20 protein-coding genes are annotated in these 18,077 nt (G+C 62.3%); 15 read left to right on the forward strand and 5 right to left on the reverse strand.

Going from position 1 to position 18,077, the window contains the following annotated elements:
• Positions 1 to 63: 63 nt before the first annotated feature.
• The 3 genes from hydA to NKH57_RS04590 are packed head-to-tail and all read left to right on the forward strand — an operon-like array spanning position 64 to position 2,287.
• On the forward strand, positions 64 to 1,515 hold the full coding sequence (hydA, locus tag NKH57_RS04580) for a dihydropyrimidinase (protein WP_023756954.1): 1,452 nt from the start codon (positions 64 to 66) through the stop codon (positions 1,513 to 1,515).
• Positions 1,516 to 1,517: 2 nt separating this feature from the next.
• Positions 1,518 to 1,886 (forward strand): hypothetical protein, encoded by a 369-nt coding sequence (locus NKH57_RS04585; protein WP_352942113.1) that lies wholly within the window; start codon positions 1,518 to 1,520, stop codon positions 1,884 to 1,886.
• Entirely contained in the window at positions 1,877 to 2,287 is a 411-nt protein-coding gene (locus NKH57_RS04590; RefSeq protein WP_352942116.1) for a hypothetical protein, read from the forward strand. Before NKH57_RS04585 ends, NKH57_RS04590 begins: the two co-directional genes overlap by 10 nt.
• Positions 2,288 to 2,316: 29 nt before the next feature.
• Here NKH57_RS04590 and NKH57_RS04595 read toward each other — a convergent pair whose 3' ends face one another.
• Complete coding sequence (locus NKH57_RS04595) at positions 2,317 to 2,721, reverse strand: cupin domain-containing protein (protein WP_023756957.1); 405 nt, start codon at positions 2,719 to 2,721, stop codon at positions 2,317 to 2,319.
• 131 nt (positions 2,722 to 2,852) lie between these two features.
• Between NKH57_RS04595 and NKH57_RS04600 the strand changes: the two genes are divergently transcribed.
• The 5 genes from NKH57_RS04600 to NKH57_RS04620 are packed head-to-tail and all read left to right on the forward strand — an operon-like array spanning position 2,853 to position 7,213.
• The gene (locus NKH57_RS04600) at positions 2,853 to 3,644 is read left to right on the forward strand and encodes an ABC transporter ATP-binding protein (RefSeq protein ID WP_352942119.1); all 792 of its coding nucleotides are present in this window, start codon (positions 2,853 to 2,855) and stop codon (positions 3,642 to 3,644) included.
• Positions 3,637 to 4,170: an endonuclease domain-containing protein gene (locus tag NKH57_RS04605; protein WP_502907263.1), complete on the forward strand. Its 534-nt coding sequence runs from the start codon at positions 3,637 to 3,639 to the stop codon at positions 4,168 to 4,170. The genes NKH57_RS04600 and NKH57_RS04605 overlap by 8 nt, the downstream gene beginning before the upstream one ends.
• Positions 4,171 to 5,049 carry an ABC transporter permease gene (locus NKH57_RS04610; RefSeq protein ID WP_352604255.1) on the forward strand — a complete coding sequence of 293 codons (879 nt, stop codon included), beginning with the start codon at positions 4,171 to 4,173 and terminating at the stop codon, positions 5,047 to 5,049.
• Positions 5,046 to 6,200, forward strand: coding sequence for an ABC transporter permease (locus NKH57_RS04615; RefSeq protein WP_352604253.1), 1,155 nt, complete (start codon positions 5,046 to 5,048; stop codon positions 6,198 to 6,200). The genes NKH57_RS04610 and NKH57_RS04615 overlap by 4 nt, the downstream gene beginning before the upstream one ends.
• Before the next feature lie 41 nt (positions 6,201 to 6,241).
• Complete coding sequence (locus NKH57_RS04620; RefSeq protein ID WP_031259518.1) at positions 6,242 to 7,213, forward strand: ABC transporter substrate-binding protein; 972 nt, start codon at positions 6,242 to 6,244, stop codon at positions 7,211 to 7,213.
• Between the two features lie 48 nt (positions 7,214 to 7,261).
• Here the strand turns inward: NKH57_RS04620 and NKH57_RS04625 are convergent, their stop codons facing one another.
• Positions 7,262 to 7,720, reverse strand: a complete 459-nt coding sequence (locus tag NKH57_RS04625; RefSeq protein WP_352729503.1) for an Lrp/AsnC family transcriptional regulator — start codon at positions 7,718 to 7,720, stop codon at positions 7,262 to 7,264.
• A gap of 121 nt (positions 7,721 to 7,841) precedes the next feature.
• On the opposite strand from NKH57_RS04625, the gene NKH57_RS04630 reads away from it, so the two are divergent.
• Positions 7,842 to 9,125, forward strand: coding sequence for a cystathionine gamma-synthase family protein (locus NKH57_RS04630; protein WP_352942125.1), 1,284 nt, complete (start codon positions 7,842 to 7,844; stop codon positions 9,123 to 9,125).
• Positions 9,126 to 9,284: 159 nt separating this feature from the next.
• Positions 9,285 to 9,725, forward strand: a complete 441-nt coding sequence (locus NKH57_RS04635; protein ID WP_352729507.1) for a CHRD domain-containing protein — start codon at positions 9,285 to 9,287, stop codon at positions 9,723 to 9,725.
• Positions 9,726 to 9,769: 44 nt separating this feature from the next.
• On the opposite strand, the gene NKH57_RS04640 is transcribed toward NKH57_RS04635, so the two are convergent.
• The 3 genes from NKH57_RS04640 to NKH57_RS04650 form a co-directional block, all read right to left on the reverse strand.
• On the reverse strand, positions 9,770 to 11,419 hold the full coding sequence (locus NKH57_RS04640) for a thiamine pyrophosphate-binding protein (RefSeq protein WP_352729509.1): 1,650 nt from the start codon (positions 11,417 to 11,419) through the stop codon (positions 9,770 to 9,772).
• On the reverse strand, positions 11,416 to 12,591 hold the full coding sequence (locus NKH57_RS04645; RefSeq protein WP_352729511.1) for a CaiB/BaiF CoA transferase family protein: 1,176 nt from the start codon (positions 12,589 to 12,591) through the stop codon (positions 11,416 to 11,418). The genes NKH57_RS04640 and NKH57_RS04645 overlap by 4 nt, the downstream gene beginning before the upstream one ends.
• A gap of 100 nt (positions 12,592 to 12,691) precedes the next feature.
• A complete protein-coding gene (locus NKH57_RS04650; RefSeq protein WP_352942129.1) occupies positions 12,692 to 13,624 on the reverse strand; it encodes an alpha/beta fold hydrolase in 933 nt (310 codons plus the stop codon).
• A gap of 188 nt (positions 13,625 to 13,812) precedes the next feature.
• Here NKH57_RS04650 and NKH57_RS04655 point away from each other — a divergent pair, with 188 nt between their 5' ends.
• From NKH57_RS04655 to tam, 5 genes are all read left to right on the forward strand, one after another.
• Positions 13,813 to 14,817 (forward strand): ribonuclease T2 family protein, encoded by a 1,005-nt coding sequence (locus tag NKH57_RS04655; RefSeq protein ID WP_352729515.1) that lies wholly within the window; start codon positions 13,813 to 13,815, stop codon positions 14,815 to 14,817.
• Positions 14,818 to 14,994: 177 nt separating this feature from the next.
• Positions 14,995 to 16,644 carry an energy-dependent translational throttle protein EttA gene (gene ettA, locus NKH57_RS04660; RefSeq protein WP_023756970.1) on the forward strand — a complete coding sequence of 550 codons (1,650 nt, stop codon included), beginning with the start codon at positions 14,995 to 14,997 and terminating at the stop codon, positions 16,642 to 16,644.
• A 59-nt stretch (positions 16,645 to 16,703) separates the two neighbouring features.
• Positions 16,704 to 16,952 carry a DUF6290 family protein gene (locus NKH57_RS04665; RefSeq protein WP_352604237.1) on the forward strand — a complete coding sequence of 83 codons (249 nt, stop codon included), beginning with the start codon at positions 16,704 to 16,706 and terminating at the stop codon, positions 16,950 to 16,952.
• A complete protein-coding gene (locus NKH57_RS04670; RefSeq protein ID WP_023756972.1) occupies positions 16,949 to 17,215 on the forward strand; it encodes a type II toxin-antitoxin system RelE family toxin in 267 nt (88 codons plus the stop codon). Before NKH57_RS04665 ends, NKH57_RS04670 begins: the two co-directional genes overlap by 4 nt.
• A complete protein-coding gene (gene tam, locus NKH57_RS04675) occupies positions 17,212 to 18,003 on the forward strand; it encodes a trans-aconitate 2-methyltransferase (protein ID WP_352729518.1) in 792 nt (263 codons plus the stop codon). Before NKH57_RS04670 ends, tam begins: the two co-directional genes overlap by 4 nt.
• Positions 18,004 to 18,077: the final 74 nt, after the last annotated feature.

Consider the following 18,077-nt stretch of genomic DNA (forward strand, 5'->3'; position numbering starts at 1 on the left):
CTTAGAAACTACTTTCCAAACGCCGCTCGCAAAGAAGCGCGAAGAGAACAAGGGAACACGAAAATGACCAAAGTCATCAAGAACGGCACCATCGTCACCGCCGACCGCACGTGGAAGGCCGATGTGCTGTTCAGCCACGGCAAGATCGTCGCCATCGGCGCGGGACTGCATGGCGACCACGAGTTCGACGCCACCGGCTGCTACGTCATGCCGGGCGGCATCGACCCGCACACCCATCTCGAAATGCCGTTCATGGGCACCTATTCGGCCGACGATTTCGAATCCGGCACGCGGGCAGCCCTTGCCGGTGGCACGACGATGGTGGTCGATTTCTGCCTGCCGGCGCCGAAGCAGTCGCTGCTCGAAGCGTTGCAGATGTGGGACAACAAGACCTCGAAGGCATCCTGCGACTACTCCTTCCATATGGCGATCACCTGGTGGGGTAAGCAGGTGTTCGACGAGATGGCTGATGTCGTCGACAGGGGCATCACCTCGTTCAAGCACTTCATGGCCTACAAGGGCGCGCTGATGGTCGACGACGACGAGATGTATGCGTCGTTCCAGCGCTGCGCCGACCTCGGCGCGCTGCCGCTGGTGCATGCCGAGAACGGCGACGTGGTCGCCGCCCTGTCGCAGAAGCTGCTTGCCGCCGGCAACAATGGTCCCGAGGGTCATGCTTATTCGCGGCCGCCGGAAGTCGAGGGCGAGGCGACCAACCGCGCCATCATGATCGCCGATATGGCGGGCGTGCCGCTCTATGTCGTGCATGTCTCCTGCGAGCAGAGCCACGAAGCGATCCGCCGGGCGCGGCAGAAGGGCATGCGGGTGTTCGGCGAGCCGCTGATCCAGCATCTGACACTCGACGAGAGTGAATATTTCGACAAGGACTGGGACCATGCGGCGCGCCGCGTGATGAGTCCGCCCTTCCGCAATAAGCTCCACCAAGACTCGCTCTGGGCCGGCCTGCAGGCGGGCTCGCTGCAGGTGGTGGCGACCGACCACTGTGCCTTCACCACCAAGCAGAAGCGCAACGGCGTCGGTGATTTCACCAAGATCCCGAACGGCACCGGCGGGTTGGAAGACCGGATGCCGGTTCTATGGACCACCGGCGTCAACACCGGCCGGCTGACGATGAACGAGTTCGTCGCGGTGACCTCGACCAACATCGCCAAGATTCTCAACATGTATCCGAAAAAGGGTGCCATCGTCGAAGGCGCCGATGCCGACATCGTCGTCTGGGATCCCGGCGCCAAGAAGAAGATCACGTCGAAAAAGCAGCAGTCGGTGATCGACTACAACGTCTTCGAAGGGTTCGAGGTGACTGGCCTGCCGCGCTTCGTCTTCTCGCGCGGCGAATTGTCGATCCAGGAGGCCGAGGTCAAGGCCAAGCCCGGCCATGGCGAGTTCGTCGCTCGCGAGCCGAATGCGGCGGTCAACCGGGCGCTGTCGACGTGGAAAGAGATTTCCGCGCCGCGCAAGGTGGAACGCACCGGTATCCCGGCGACCGGGGTTTGAGCTTGGCGCGTTCGGCCGCGCTCTTTTCGTTGGTCCTGGCGGCAATTGTCTCCGGCCCGGCAGCCGGCGGCGTGCTGGCCGGCTCCTGGGGCAATGATGTCGGGTGTGCCGGCCTCAAGGTCGGCTATCAGGACAGTGACGCTTATATCGTCCTGACCGCCGAAGGCATCGAAACCTATGGCAGCGGCTGCCGGTTCGCGCAGCAACTGGCGCCGATGCTGGGCACGCAATCGCTCAGTTCGACCTGCTCCGCCGAGGGTGAAGCGGGGACAGCGATCGAAACAGTCGAGGTCACCAACAAGGGGAAGGTTGGTTTCTTCGTCACCATCCCCGGCCTTGAGGTAATGGGGCCGCTGCAATCATGTTCGTGACGTCGGGCATTTGGGGGATGAGCATGCGCGGTATTTCTCTGTCTGTTGCAATGGGTCTCGTGCTGGCTGCTGGGCAGGCCTCGGCGGCGGGCATCGATCTGTCCAAGCCCTATGGCAACAAGTCCGGTTGCATCAACAAGAACGGCCAGAAAGTCTATGCGGAAGACATGCTGCTGCTGAACGATACGGAATTCATCACCGCGACCAACGCCTGCACCTTTACCGACAAGAAGACGCAGGCTGACGGTTCGCTGGTGGTAAAGTCAATGTGCGAGGCAGACGGCGGGGATGGTCAGTCGCCGATACAGTTCACCATCAAGCGCAGTCCCAAGAACGCCAAGAAGCTGGTGATCGCGGATGAGGATGGCACTGTGTACGGGGAAGTTTCCCGGTGCCGATGACGCGCAAGTTCCTATCGATGCCGTCGGATTCAGGCGACCAGCGCATCCAGTTCCGGCAACAGGACGACGCTTTCCTGTTCGTTGGGATCGGTGCGGGCAATGACGGCCGAAGACGGGGCGCCGCTCAGATTGGCCGGCAAATGCGGCACGCCGGCGGGAATGTAGAAAAGGTCGCCAGCCTTGACGACGATATGATGCTCAAGCCGGTCGCCATACCAGGTATGGACTTCGCCGGAGAGGACATAGATCGCCGTTTCATGGCTCTCATGCATGTGCGCCTTGGCGCGGGCGCCGGGTGGCATGGTGAGGACGTGCATGCAGATGCCGGAGGCGCCGACGGTTTCGGCGGCGATGCCGGCGAAATAGGTCAATCCCTGCTTGCCTTCATAAGTGCTTTCAGGGCGGATAAGGTGACAAGTGGGTTTGGGCGACATCGGGAAACTCCGGGCGTCGATTGAGTGTGGGACAAGACCAATGGGACAGGGCGAGTGGAAAACAACATCGCAATAAAAGCAATCGGATTCCAGCCGGCGCTGCGGGGACGGGACCAGGCGGGCGGCAGCCGATGACAGGGATTTCGCCAGCCGTCGTCGCGGCAAGCAAACTTGGGCTGACCTTCCAGACCAGTGACGGGCCGGTGCAGGCGCTGTCCAATGTCGATCTCACCATCGGCAAGGGGGAGTTCGTCTCCTTCATCGGGCCCTCGGGCTGCGGCAAGACCACGCTGCTGCGCGTCATCGCCGATCTGGAGAAGCCGACCTCGGGGACGATTTCGGTCAACGGCATGACAGCAGAACAGGCACGCGAGAAACGCGCCTATGGCTATGTCTTCCAGGCGGCAGCGCTGTTTGCCTGGCGCACCATCGAGCGCAATGTCGGGCTGCCACTGGAGATCATGGGCCTGTCCAAGGCGGAGCAGGCGGAACGGATCAAGCGCACGCTCGATCTCGTCAACCTCTCGGGATTCGAGAAGAAATATCCCTGGCAGCTCTCGGGCGGCATGCAGCAGCGCGCCTCGATCGCCCGCGCGCTGGCCTTCGATGCCGACCTGCTGCTTATGGACGAGCCGTTCGGAGCTCTGGACGAGATCGTGCGCGACCACCTCAATGAGCAATTGCTGGAATTGTGGGGGCGGACCAACAAGACGATCTGCTTCGTCACCCACTCCATTCCCGAAGCCGTCTATCTATCGACGCGCATCGTCGTCATGTCGCCGCGTCCCGGCCGCGTCAGCGATGTCATCGAGTCGACGCTGCCGAAACAGCGGCCGCTCGACATTCGCGAGACGCCGGAGTTTCTGGCGATCGCCGCGCGGGTGCGCGACGGGTTGCGGGCAGGGCATAGTTATGATGATTGAGGGGGCGAACGATGGGCTTCCTCCTCTCCCCAACGGGGAGAGGGTGGCCGGAGCGAAGCGGAGGTCGGGTGAGGGGGCGGCGCCGACAGATCCGACCAAAAGAAAGGTCGGGGCAACCGAGCGCGCCCGAAAGCTGCGGTTTGACGAGACCGAAGCCGAGTACAGGCTTTGGGGAGAACTGAGGGGCCGTCACCTCAACGGCTACAAATTTGTGAGGCAGGTGCCGCTTGGGCCATTCATCGCTGATTTTGTTTGCCGTGAGATGGGCCTGATTGTCGAACTCGACGGCAGCCAACACGCGGATTCACCAACCGATCCGGCCAGAACAGCTTGGCTGAATGGCCATGGTTATTCGGTTCTCCGGTTCTGGAACCATGAGGTTTTGGCCGAACGTCGAGCGGTCCTGGATACGATCTTGGCTTGCCTGGACGGAAAGATTTCTACCCCCTCACCCGACCTCCGCTTCGCTCCGGCCACCCTCTCCCCGTCGGGGAGAGGAGGGCGCGTACCTGGCGAGGTTCGCTAGATGGACACTTTCCGCGACAAGCTGATTCCCGTGACCTCGATCCTCGCTGGCGTCGTCGTCCTCTGGTATGTTTTCGCCGTCATCCTCAACACGCCGTTCCAGCGCGATCTCGACCGCCGCGCCGGTGAATCACCTGCCTTGAGCGAGTTCATCGCCAACACGCTGGCGCAGCCGAAGCCGACACTGCCGGCGCCGCATCAGGTGGCGGTGAATTTCTTCGAAAACACGTTCCTGCGGCCCGTTACCTCCAGTCGCAGCCTCGTCTACAATGCCTGGGTGACGCTGTCGTCCACGCTGCTCGGCTTTGCTTTCGGCACGGCGCTCGGCATCATCATTGCTGTCGGTATCGTGCATGTGGCAACGCTCGACCGCAGCCTGATGCCGTGGATCATCGCCTCGCAGACCATTCCCATTCTGGCGGTGGCGCCGATGATCATCGTCGTGCTGGCGGCAATCGGCATCACCGGGCTGGTGCCGAAGGCGATGATCTCGACCTATCTGTCGTTCTTCCCGGTGACGGTGGGCATGGTGAAAGGGCTGCGCTCGCCTGAGATCATGCATCTTGACCTTATGCACACCTACAATGCCAGCCGTGCGCAGACCTTCTGGAAATTGCGCGTGCCAGCCTCCGTGCCGTTCCTGTTTACCTCGATGAAGGTGGCGGTGGCGGCCAGCCTCGTTGGCGCCATCGTCGGCGAACTGCCGACCGGCGCTGTCGCCGGCATCGGCGCCAAGCTGTTGGCCGGCGCCTATTATAGCCAGTCCATCGACATCTGGTCGGCACTGGTCGCCGGTTCGGTGGTGGCCGCACTCCTGGTCATGGTGGTTGGCATTGCCGGGCGCATCGTCGACCGTGCCATGGGCGGGAGGCCGGCATGAACTGGCTGAAACCTTCCTGGCAAGCTGGGCTGGCCATCGTGCTGTGCCTGATCGCGGTGGCGCTCGGCGCGATGTCGAAGCCGGAAGCGGCGGCGCTTACGGACCCAACGGTCAGCATCAACTATCCCTATCTCGGAACCAAAAGCCTGATGTTCGGCTTGGCCATGCTGGCAGCGCTGGTCTCGATGATCAGGATTCCGCCCCTTGCTGAAGCGATGGTGCTCTTTGTCGGCGCTCACCTGATCGCCTGGCTGCTGATATCGGGCATTACCGGTTTTGAGGGCACCGCACTGGCGCCGTATTTCCTGCTGCTCGCGGCCGCATGGCTGCTTGGCTGGCGCTGCGTGGCGGTGCTGTCGTCATTACGTCCTTTCGCCAGTTGGGCTCGGACGGGGTTGCGCCTGATCATCCCAGCCATCTTCGGCGCCTGGATCCTGATCATCTGGGAAGCGGTGACGCGAGGCGCGGGCATCCCCTTCATCCTGTTGCCGCCGCCCAGCGCCATCGGCGTGCGCATCGCCGGTTCGCTGCCTGTACTCGGCGCCGACGTCCGTCAAACCATCTTCAAGGCGGTTGTCTTCGGCTATGTCGTGGGCAGTGGCGCCGGCTTCATCGCCGCGGTGCTCGCCGACCGTGTGCCGTTCCTACGGCGCGGGCTGCTGCCGATCGGCAACATGGTCTCGGCGCTGCCGATCATTGGCGTCGCACCGATCATGGTCATGTGGTTCGGCTTCGACTGGCAGTCCAAGGCGGCGGTGGTCATCATCATGACCTTCTTCCCGATGCTGGTGAACACGGTCGCCGGTCTCGCCGCCTCGGGTCATATGGAGCGCGACCTGATGCGCACCTATGCTTCGGGCTACTGGCAGACATTGCTGAAGCTCAGGCTGCCGGCAGCCGCGCCCTTCATCTTCAACGCGCTGAAGATCAACTCGACGCTGGCGCTGATCGGCGCCATCGTCGCCGAGTTCTTCGGTACGCCTGTCGTCGGCATGGGCTTCCGCATCTCGACCGAGGTCGGGCGGATGAACATCGACATGGTCTGGGCCGAAATCGCAGTTGCAGCACTTGCGGGTTCGGTCTTTTATGGCGTGGTCGCTCTTGTCGAAAGAGCCGTCACGTTTTGGCATCCCTCTGTCCGTGGTGGATAGGGGCGGTGGGTTTAAGGGTGCTAACTTCAGAGGGTAAAAACATGAAAAGACTTGTTATTCCAGTTCTGGCCGGCGCGATGTCGCTAGCCGCTTTCCAGGCAATGGCCGCCGACAAGGTGACCTTGCAGCTGAAATGGGTCACGCAGGCCCAGTTTGCCGGCTACTATGTTGCCAAGGCCAAGGGTTTCTACGAGGCCGAAGGCCTCGACGTCGACATCAAGCCGGGCGGTCCCGATATTGCCCCCGAGCAGGTGATCGCCGGTGGCGGCGCCGACGTCATCGTCGACTGGATGGGCGGTGCGCTGGCCGCCCGCGAGAAGGGTGTGCCGCTGGTCAACATCGCCCAGCCGTTCAAGAAGGCCGGCATGGAGCTGGTCTGCCCGAAGGACGGCCCGATCAAGACCGAAGCCGACTTCAAGGGCCACACGCTCGGCGTCTGGTTCTTCGGCAACGAATATCCGTTCTACGCCTGGATGAACAAGCTTGGCCTCAAGACCGATGGTGGTCCGGACGGCGTCACCGTCCTGAAGCAGAGCTTCGACGTGCAGCCGCTGATCCAGAAGCAGGCGGATTGCATCTCGGTCATGACCTACAACGAGTACTGGCAGCTGATCGACGCCGGCTACAAGCCCGAACAGCTGACCGTGTTCAACTATTCGGCGATGGGCAACGACCTGCTCGAGGACGGGCTTTATGCGTCGGAAGACAAGCTCAAGGATCCGGCCTTCGAGGACAAGATGGTGCGTTTCGTGCGCGCTTCGATGAAGGGCTGGAAATACGCCATCGACCACAATGACGAAGCCGCGAGCATCGTCATGGACGGCGGCGGCCAGGACGAAAACCACCAGAAGCGGATGATGAGCGAAGTCGCGAAGCTGATCGACAATGCCGACGGCAAGCTCGATCCGGCAACCTACGAGCGCACCGCCAAGGCGCTGCTCGACCAGAAGATCATCACCAAGGAGCCGACCGGCGCCTACACCACCGCCATCACCGACAAGGCGGTCAAGTAAGCCTAGCTGGCAACATCTCGATCTCGAACGGCGCCTCTGGCAGAAGTGTCAGAGGCGCCGTTCCTTTATGGTGTTCATGACGAAGCTGGTCTCGATCGAGGCGACGCATTTCAATCGCGCGATCTTTTCCTTGATGAAGCGCTCGTACTGCTCGAGGCTTCCGGTCACCACCTTCAGCACATAGTCGCGCGAACCGGTGACGAGGTGGCATTCCAGGACCTCTTCCCAGCCGCGGATCGCATCCTCGAACATCACGATCTCGTCCTCGTTCTGGCGGCTGAGCCGGATGGTAGCGATGGCGACCATGCTCCAGCCGAAGGCTGAGGGGTCGACCAGCGTGGTGTAGCCCCTGATGACGCCGGTTTCCTCCAGCCGCCGCACCCGCCGAAGGCAAGGCGATGGCGACAAGCCGATCCGTTCGGCAAGCTCGTTGTTGGTGATGCGGGCATCAGCCTGCAGCTCACGCAGGATCCTGCGGTCGAAATCATCGGCTACTTTCTGCTGCACTTTCTGTCTCTCCAGGCGATTTGTTGCGGGAATGCAGCCATGCGAGCCGAAGAATAGCAAGGACTGGCGGATCAGGATCGCATAAATTGCTGCGACACTCCTCGAATAAGGCAGAAAAGACATGACCGCGCCACGCCCATCGAAAACCCATATCGGCAACCACAAGCTCCATCCGGAGACGCTGATGCTGAGCTATGGTTTCGATCCGCAGCTTTCGGAGGGCGCGGTCAAACCACCGGTATTCCTGACCTCGACTTTCGTCTTCAAGTCAGCGGAAGAGGGACGCGACTTCTTCGACTACACGTCGGGCCGCAAGGAGCCGCCGAGCGGTACCGCGTCCGGCCTGGTCTATTCGCGCTTCAACCATCCCAACAGCGAGATCGTCGAGGACCGGCTGGCGATCTATGAAGCGACGGATGCCTGCATCCTGTTTTCGTCAGGCATGTCGGCGATCGCCACCACACTGCTAGCCTATGCCCGTCCGGGCGACGTCATCCTGCATTCGCAGCCACTCTATGGCGGCACCGAGACGCTTCTGACGCGCACGCTTTCAGGTCTCGGCATCGGCGCTGTCGGCTTCGCCGAAGGCGTCGACGAGACGGCAGTGCGCGCGGCTACCGACGCGGCCATCGCGAAAGGCCGCGTATCGGTCATCCTGATCGAGACGCCGTCAAATCCGACCAACAGCCTGGTCGACATCGCTCTGATGCGGACGATCGCCGACGAGATTGGCACGGCTCAAGGGTCGACGCCGATCGTCGTCTGCGACAACACATTGCTCGGCCCGGTTTTCCAGCGGCCGATCGAACATGGCGCCGATGTCTCGGTATATTCGCTGACCAAATATGTCGGCGGCCATTCCGACCTCATCGCGGGCGCCGCCATGGGCAGCAAGGCGGTCACCAAGCCCATCAAGGCGCTTCGCGGCGCGATCGGCACGCAGCTCGACCCGCATTCCTGCTGGATGCTCGGCCGGTCGCTGGAGACGCTGTCGATCCGAATGGAGCGGGCCAACGACAATGCGCGCCTGGTCGCCGAATTCCTGCGCGATCATGCGAAGGTCGAGAAGGTACATTATTTGCCGTTCCTGGGCGAGGATACGCCAGCGGGCCGCGTCTACAGGGCGCAATGCAGTGGCGCCGGCTCGACCTTCTCCTTCGACATCAGGGGCGGGGAGACGGCGGCCTTCGCCTTCCTCAACGGGTTGCAGATCTTCAAGCTGGCGGTAAGCCTCGGCGGAACGGAATCCTTGGCCAGTCACCCCGCGGCCATGACCCATTCGGGAATTCCCTACGAGGTGCGCCAGCGCATCGGCGTGCTTGAGACCACGGTCAGGCTGTCGATCGGTGTCGAGCACCCGGACGATCTGATCGCCGACCTGACGCAGGCGCTGGCGGCGGTCTGACGGGTCATTCCCTGGAATCCGGGAAGGGCAAGGATCGGATTCCTTCATCAGCCATCACAAATGCGTGTGGTGGGATACATTTCGCTGCTCAGCCGTTGCATTACCGCATGCGCGCGCCGGGAGGCGCGACGGATGCGACATCCCAATCGGAGGTGCTTCATGCGCAACCTATCCTTCTTCCCGGCGCTTTCGGCGCTGGCCATTTCGACCGCGTTCCTGTTCGCATCGCCGGCTCTGGCCGCCACGGAAAAGTTCAAGGCGACGCTCGACGGCGGCCAGCAAAACCCGCCCGTCACCACGAAGGGCAAGGGCACGGCCACTTTCACGTTCGACACGGCCAAGAAGAAGCTCAGCTGGAACGTCAAATATTCCGGCCTCAGCGGACCAGCGACGGGCGCGCACATTCACGGCCCGGCGGCGATGGGTGCAAACGCCGATCCGGTCATCCCATTCAAGAAGCTCAAGAGCCCGATCAGGGGATCTGAAACGCTGACGGATGCCCAGGTGGCTGACCTGGAGGCAGGCAAATATTACGTCAACATCCATACATCAGCCAACAAGGACGGTGAAATCCGCGGCCAGATCGAAAAGGCGAAGTAGGTTGTTTCGAAAGAAGGGGCGGGCGACCGCCCCTTCTTTCTGAATCACGCCTTGTCGCGGATCTGGCTCATCGTCCGGGTCGGCGTGATCGCCTCCGGGTCGAGCCTGATTTCGACGATCGCCGGCTTGCCGCTGGCGAGGGCACGCTCGAAGGCCGGGGCGAACTCCGCGGTCTTCTCCACCGTTTCTCCATGGCCGCCATAGGCGCGGGCGAGGGCCGCGAAGTCAGGGTTCTTCAAATCAGTGGCGATGACGCGGCCGGGGTATTCGCGCTCCTGATGCATGCGGATGGTGCCGTAGATGCCGTTGTTGACGACGACGACGACGATCGGCAGGTCGTACTGCACGGCGGTGGCGAACTCCTGCCCGTTCATCAGGAAGCAGCCGTCGCCCGCGAAGGCGACCACGGTTCGATCCGGAAACAGCTCTTTGGCGGCGACCGCAGCAGGCGTGCCATAGCCCATCGAGCCTGAGGTCGGTGCTGCTTGTGTGGCGAAGCGCCGGGAGCGATGGAAGCGATGCACCCAGGTGGCGTAATTGCCGGCGCCATTGGTGAGTATGGCGTCATCGGGCAGCATCTTTTCCAGGTAGTTCATGATCGGCCCCATCTGGACCGAGCCGGGGCCGCTCTCCGGCGGCGTCGACCAGTCGAGATAGGCGGCATGCAACTTTGACGTTTCGGCTGCCCAACTCGGAGCCGAGACCGGCTTGCGCTTGGCGAAGGCCTCGACAAAGGCGGATGGCGAGGCGTTGATCGCCAGTGCCGGCCGGTAGACGCGGCCAAGTTCGCCAGCGTCGGCATGGACATGGACCAACGCCTGGTCCGGATAGGGGCTTTTCAAGAGAGTGTAGTCGGACGACGGCATTTCACCCATGCGGCCGCCGATCAGCAGCACGAGATCGGCCTGCTTGATCGCTGTCGCGAGCTTCGGATTGATGCCTATGCCGACATCGCCGGCATAGTTCGGATGCAGATGGTCGAACAGCATCTGGCGGCGGAACGAACAACCGACCGGCAGCGACCACGCCTCGGCGATCGTGCGCATTTGTGCAACCGCCTCGGCATCCCAGCGCGTGCCGCCGAGGATGACGAACGGCCGCTTGGCGTTGGCCAGCAATTTCTCCAACGCGTCGAGTTCGGCTTCGCCGGCTCGCGTTTCGACCGGTGTGTGGGCCAGCGCGATGGGCGCTTCGACGACGCTGGTCAGCATGTCTTCCGGCAGCGAGATGACGACCGGGCCGGGGCGGCCCGATGTCGCCACCGCGAAGGCGCGGGTGACGAATTCCGGGATGCGCGACGCGTCGTCGATCTCGACCACCCATTTGGCGATGTCACCGAAGAACCTGACGTAATCCACCTCCTGGAACGCCTCGCGCTCCTTGGCGTGGCTGGCGACCTGGCCGATGAACAGGATGACGGGTATGGAATCCTGCATGGCGATGTGGATGCCGGCTGAGGCGTTGGTGGCGCCGGGGCCGCGGGTGACGAAGCAGATGCCTGGCTTGCCAGTCAGGCGGCCGTGACAATCGGCCATCATCGCAGCACCGCCTTCCTGGCGGCAGACGATGGTGCGGATCGCTGAATCGTGCAGCGCGTCGAGCACCGCCAGATAGGATTCACCGGGTACGCAATAGATGCGGTCTGTGCCGTTGGCTTCGAGCGCGTCGACGATCAATTGTCCGCCGGTCTTCATTGTCCAGACTTCTCCAGTTCGGCAAGGATTTCTTGCGTGTGCTCGCCCAGGCGCGGCGAGGGGCGTCCATAGACGAGCGGCGTACCAGACATGATCATCGGCGCACGCACCGACGGCAGAAGGTTGCCGTGGCCGTCGTCGAGATCGAGCCGCATGCCTCGCGCGATGGTCTGCGGATCGGCGAACATCTGGCCGATCGTGTTGATCGGGCTGGCCGGCACGCTCGCCGCTTCCAGCCTTGCCAGCAGCGGATCGCGATCAAAAACCTTCAGCGCCTCGATGATGCGTTCGCGCAGCTTGACCCGGTTGGCGACCCGGGCCGGATTGGTCGCAAAGTCGGGATCGACAGGCAAATCGTCCAACCCGACGGCAGCGCAGAATTTCGCGAACTGGCCGTCATTGCCGACCGCCAGGATGATGTGGCCATCCCTGACCGGCACCACTTCGTAAGGGGCGATGTTCATATGCGCATTGCCCATCTGCACCGGCGACTTGCCGGAAACGAGATAGTTGAGGTTCTGGTTGCCGAGCGCCGAGATCTGGGTGTCGAAGAGTGCCATGTCGATCTGCTGGCCTTCGCCGGTCTGTTCGGCATGGCGTAGTGCAGCCTGGATGGCGATGACCGAATAGAGGCCGGTGAAGATGTCGGAGATGGCGACGCCGGCCTTTTGCGGCTCGCGGCCGACCTCGCCGGTGATCGACATCATGCCGGCCATGGCCTGGATGATGAAGTCATAGCCGGCGCGTGGCGCGTATGGGCCATCCTGGCCGAAGCCGGTGATCGAGCAATAGACGAGGCGGGGGTTGATCTCGCGCAGACTGTCATAGTCGAGGCCGTATTTCTTCAGGCCGCCGAGCTTGAAATTCTCGATCAGCACATCCGACGTCGCGACCAGCCGGCGCACGGTCTCGGCGCCCGCCGGCGTCGAGAAGTCGATGGCGATGGAGCGCTTGCCACGATTACAGGAATGGTAATAGGCAGCCGACAGGTTCTCGCCATCCTTTCCCATGACGAAGGGCGGACCCCATTTGCGGGTATCGTCGCCACCATCGGGGCTCTCGACCTTGATCACATCGGCGCCGAGATCGGCAAGCAATTGCCCGGCCCATGGCCCGGCAAGGATACGGGCGAGTTCGACGACGCGGACGCCTTTCAGCGGGGGTTCGGCCATAAATCACCGTGGTTGCTGCAATCACCTTGATTGCTGCGAATGCAGAGCCTCTATCAAGCCCTGCAATGGCTGTCACGGCTCTTGCGATAGGCCAATCCCTTCAGCCCTTCAGCACGCCGTCGGCCCAGGTCGCAAAATCATCCATGATGATGTCGCGATTCACTTCGTTCAGGCTTTCGTGGCGGGTGTCGGCGTAAACCTTTGAAACGAGATTCGAAAAGCCCATCGCACGCATGCGACCGGCAAGATGCATGATCCCCTTGCCGTAATCCGAGGCGGGATCTTTTCCGCCGCCAACGATGTTGACGGGGAGGTCGCGCCGGATGCCGGCAAAGCCGGCATCCTTGCCGCCGTTCAACGCCATCTCGACGATATCACGCCACATCGACACCGAGGCATCCCAGCCGCACAGCGGATCGGCGATGTATTTTGCCACCTCGGCCTCGTCGCGTGACAGCCAGTCGAACAGCGTGCGGTGGTTAGGCACCGCCTTGCCCCAGGCCTGAAAGGTGAGTTTCGGCAGCAGCCGCGACGGAACGTCCGAGCCCAGCCGGAACCGCTCCCAGGCAAGAATACCGGGCGCCAGCTGGCCGATTAGGCCTTGAGAAAAATTGCCGTTCCAGATCGCGGCGGCATGAACGCGCGGCGAATGGCGCAGCAGGTAGTTCAGCGCCATGGACGCACCCATCGAATGACCAAACAGGATGACCAACCGGTTCGGGCATTCGCTGGCGATGACATCGTGAATGGCATCGATGTCGGCGATCACCTTGGCCGGGCCGTCCTTGCCGGCGAACCTGCCGAGCGGCGCGTCGGGGGCCTTGGTCGCACCATGGCCGCGATGATCGTGGACATAGACGTGGAAGCCGCGCTGGGCGAGGAAATCGGCGAAGCGAGCATAGCGCGCGGCGTGCTCGGCCAGTCCATGGTTGATCTGGACGACGGCACGCGGCCGGCCTTCGGCATGTCTGACGAAAAGATTGAGATTGGCACCGGTCGGCGAGGCAACCACGCGCTGCTGGCTGAATGACATGCCGCTTGGTCTCCAGGCTCCGGCACCATCGCGGCGCCGGCTTTGTTTGCGCCGGTGCCGGTTTTGCGTCAATCCGCTGTGCCTGCTTTTCCGCGACGATGTTTCTTGCGTTTGGCCAGCAAAATATCGCAATTCTGACATGGAGACAGCTTCAGTCTGTCGTCCACTTCTTCAGCCGGGGTTTTTTCATGCGCATTGGTGTCGTTTTCGGATTGGCCGTATTGGCGGCGTCGCTGGCTGGTGCGGCGCGTGCCGACGTCAAGTTGAGCGGCAGCTTCGTCGCCGACGCAGCCTGTCCGGCAACGCAAGCGATCAAGAACGGCAAGAACACCGGCAATGTCTCGACCGATGCCGGGCAGAGCTACCAGCTGCTTGCCGGCAACAAGGAGGCGCCGACGCATTACCTTATCCAGGTACCGGGCGCCGATCCGGAGCGACGGTGGGTGAAGGTTAGCTGCGGCCATGTCTCCGGCAGCGTGGCGACCGTGCCGGCAGCACCAGCCGGTAAAGGCAACCTGGCAATGTCCGGAAAACCCGAATACGTCTTCGCACTGAGCTGGCAGCCGGCTTTTTGCGAGACCAAGTCGAACAAGGCCGAATGCAAGGCGCAAAACCCGAACGAATTCGATGCCACCAACTTCACCTTGCACGGATTGTGGCCGCAGCCGAACGGCAATTTCTATTGCCAGGCGGCAGCTGGCGACAAGGCCAACGACATTCCGGCCCACTGGAAGGATCTGCCGCCCGTCAATCTGGACGCGGTCACACGCGCGGAACTCGACAGGGTGATGCCGGGCACGGCTTCGCAGCTCGATCGGCATGAGTGGATCAAGCACGGCACCTGCTACGGCAAGAGCCAGCAGGAATACTTCTCCGACGCGCTCAAGCTGATGCGTGAGGTGAACAACTCGCCGGTGCGCGGTCTCTTTGCCAAGAACATCGGCGGCAAGCTGACGGCGGACCAGATTCGCGGCGCCTTCGACGCCGCCTTCGGTGCCGGGGCCGGGGACCGTGTACGCGTGTCCTGCGTCATCGATCCGTCGAGCGGCCGGCGGCTGATCGGGGAGTTGACACTCGGCCTCGCTGGCCCGATCGGCCCCGACAGCTCGCTCAAGGGTCTGCTGCTGGCGTCGGTACCGACCAACAAGGCCGGCTGCCCGACCGGCACCGTCGACGCGATCGGGTTCCAGTAAGTGCGGGGTGCGGCTCCGGGCGGGTCCCGGCAGCGCGCGCTTCTCCACGTGACCGGCCAGACATGGCAAAAGCGATTGCCGTTCGCCGCCGCATCGCCTACATAGCGGCCAACCTCCACTCAATTCGACAAATCCAGTCGGTTTTCTGGATCAGTCAGTTTATCAGGGAAAGCGCGCGTGGCACGCCAGTTCATCTATCACATGGCCGGGCTCAACAAGGCCTACGGCACCAAGAAGGTGCTCGAGAACATCCATCTGTCCTTCTATCCCGACGCCAAGATCGGCATTCTCGGCCCCAACGGGTCGGGCAAGTCGACGATCCTCAAGATCATGGCCGGGCTCGACAAGGAGTGGAACGGCGAAGCCTGGCTGGCTGAAGGCGCCACTGTCGGCTATCTGGCACAGGAGCCGGCCCTCGATCCGAACAAGACCGTGTTCGAAAACATCATGGAAGGCGTCGCCGCCAAGACCGCCATCATCGAGCGCTACAACGAATTGATGATGAACTATTCCGACGAGACAGCCGACGAGTCGGCCAAGCTCCAGGACGAGATGGACCGGCTCAACCTGTGGGACCTCGAACAGCAGGTCGAAATGGCGATGGAAGCGCTGGGCTGCCCGCCCAAGGATTCAGAAGTCACCAAGCTTTCGGGCGGCGAACGCCGCCGCGTAGCGCTTTGCCAGCTCTTGCTGCGCCAGCCCGACCTTCTGCTGCTCGACGAACCGACCAACCATCTCGACGCCGAAACCACGGCGTGGCTGGAAAAGCATCTGCGTGCCTATCCGGGCGCCGTGATGATCATCACCCACGATCGCTACTTCCTCGACAATGTCACCGGCTGGATCCTCGAACTCGATCGCGGCCGCGGCATTCCCTATGAGGGCAACTACACCAAGTACCTCGAAGCCAAGGCCAAGCGGCTCAAGCAGGAAGGCCGCGAGGACGACGCCCGCCAGCGCGCCATCGGCCGCGAGCGCGAATGGATTCAGTCGAGCCCGAAGGCGCGCCAGACCAAATCCAAGGCGCGTATCCAGGCTTTCCAGGATCTTTTGGATGCAGCCGACAAGCGGCGTCCGAGCGATACGCAGATCGTCATTCCGCATGGCGAGCGGCTCGGCAATGTGGTGATCGAGGCGGAAGGCCTGTCGAAGGGCTTTGGCGACACGCTTTTGATCGACGGGCTGGAATTCAAGCTGCCGCCCGGCGGCATCGTCGGCGTCATCGGACCCAACGGCGCCGGCAAGACGACGCTGTTTCGCATGATCACTGGACAGGAAAAGCCGGATGCCGGCACGATCCGCGTTGGCGAAACGGTGAAGCTCGGCTATGTCGACCAGAGCCGCGATGCGCTCGATCCGTCGAAGACGGTGTGGGAAGAGATTTCCGGCGGCGCCGAAGTGGTCAAACTGGGCAAGTTCGAGGCCAACACGCGTGCTTATTGCGCCTCGTTCAACTTTCGTGGCGGCGACCAGCAGCAGAAGGTCGGCAATCTCTCGGGCGGCCAGCGCAACCGCGTGCACTTGGCCAAGATGCTGAAGACCGGCGGCAACGTGCTGCTGCTTGACGAACCGACCAACGATCTCGATACGGAAACGCTGGCCGCGCTGGAAGACGCACTGGAAAACTTCGGCGGCTGCGCGGTCATCATCTCGCACGATCGCATGTTCCTCGACCGCCTGGCGACGCACATCCTCGCCTTCGAAGGCGACAGCCACGTCGAATGGTTCGAGGGCAATTTCGAAGATTACGAGCAGGACAAGATCCGCCGCCTCGGGCCGGATGCCGTCAACCCGCACCGCATGACGTACAAGAGGCTGACGCGGTAAGGGGCAGAGCCGTTGCGGGTGATCGGCGTTTGACCTAAATTGACCTGACGGAGCTGGACATGATCACAGTCAAACTGCCGCAAAAAACCGAGAAGCTCCTAGCCGACATGGCCAAGGCCAGTGGTCGCACGGCCGATCAGGTCGCAGTTGATGCGATCCTCGAGGCTATCGAGGATTGGCAGGACGCCAGGATTGCCGAGGAGCGCATCAGGAATGATGACGGCGTTCGTGTCCCGCTGGAGGAGATGATCCGCAAGCTTGAACTTCGTGAAGTCGAGGAGCGCGGCAAGAAGCCCGCCGCTGGATGAGTTGGCGTGTCGAGTTCACGCTGCGAGCCAAAAAAGATATTGAGCGGCTTTCGACAAAAGACCAGCGCCGAATCCTGGAATTCCTCTCTGGAAGAGTTTCGGCGCATCCCGATCCGAAAGTTCTGGCCAAGCGTCTGACCGCGACCAAAGAAGAAGCTTGGCGATTTCGCGTCGGCGACTATCGCATCATCGTCCAGTTCTGGGATAGCCGTCTTGTCGTCCTGGTCGTGGAAATAGGCAACCGTCGCGAGGTCTATCGATGAATAACGGCGGCGTTTTACAAAAGCCCGATTGGTCAGCCGCTCAGTACCTGAAATTCGAGGATGAGCGCACGCGGCCCGCGCGGGACTTGGTGGCGCAGGTGCCGGTGGATTTTCCGCGCCGGGTCGTCGACGTCGGCTGCGGGCCGGGCAATTCGACCGAGCTGCTTGTCGCGCGCTGGCCGAATGCGCAGGTAAGCGGTTTCGACACTTCGCCCGACATGATCGAGAAGGCGAAGGCGCGTCTCCCCGAGGTCACTTTTGATCTCGCCGATGCCTCAAAATGGCAGCCGGCGGAGCCGGTCGACGTGATCTTCGCCAATGCGGTGTTCCAATGGCTGCCCGAGCATCCCGCGGTCTTCCAGCGGCTGATGGGCTTCCTGGCGCCGGGTGGCGCCTTGACCGTCCAGATGCCCGACAATATGGGCGAGGACTCGCACCGCCTGATGCGAGAAACCGCCGCCGAAATGCCGTTTGCCGCCAAGATGAAGGGCGCGGCGCGCGCCCCCCTGCCGCCGGTGTCGTTCTACTATGACCTTCTTTCGCCGCTCAGCGATCGGCTGGACATCTGGCACACGATCTACAACCACCCGCTTGCCGACGCCGAGGCGATCGTCGAATGGGTGAAGTCGACGGGTTTGAAGCCCTTTGTCGACCCGCTCGATGCGAATGAGAGGGCGCTGTTCCTAGACAGCTACACGGCCAAGATCGCCAAGGCCTATCCGAAGACGGCGAGCGGCAAGGTGCTTTTGCGCTTTCCGCGCATCTTCATCGTCGCCAAACGGGCCTGATTATCCATCTTGCACGACGCCTGTTGTCGCCGCTTGACCCCGTTTCGCCGCCATGCGCAATTCATTCCGATGGG

It is taken from the genome of Mesorhizobium sp. M1050 (genome assembly GCF_040318715.1).
Lineage (GTDB): Bacteria > Pseudomonadota > Alphaproteobacteria > Rhizobiales > Rhizobiaceae > Mesorhizobium.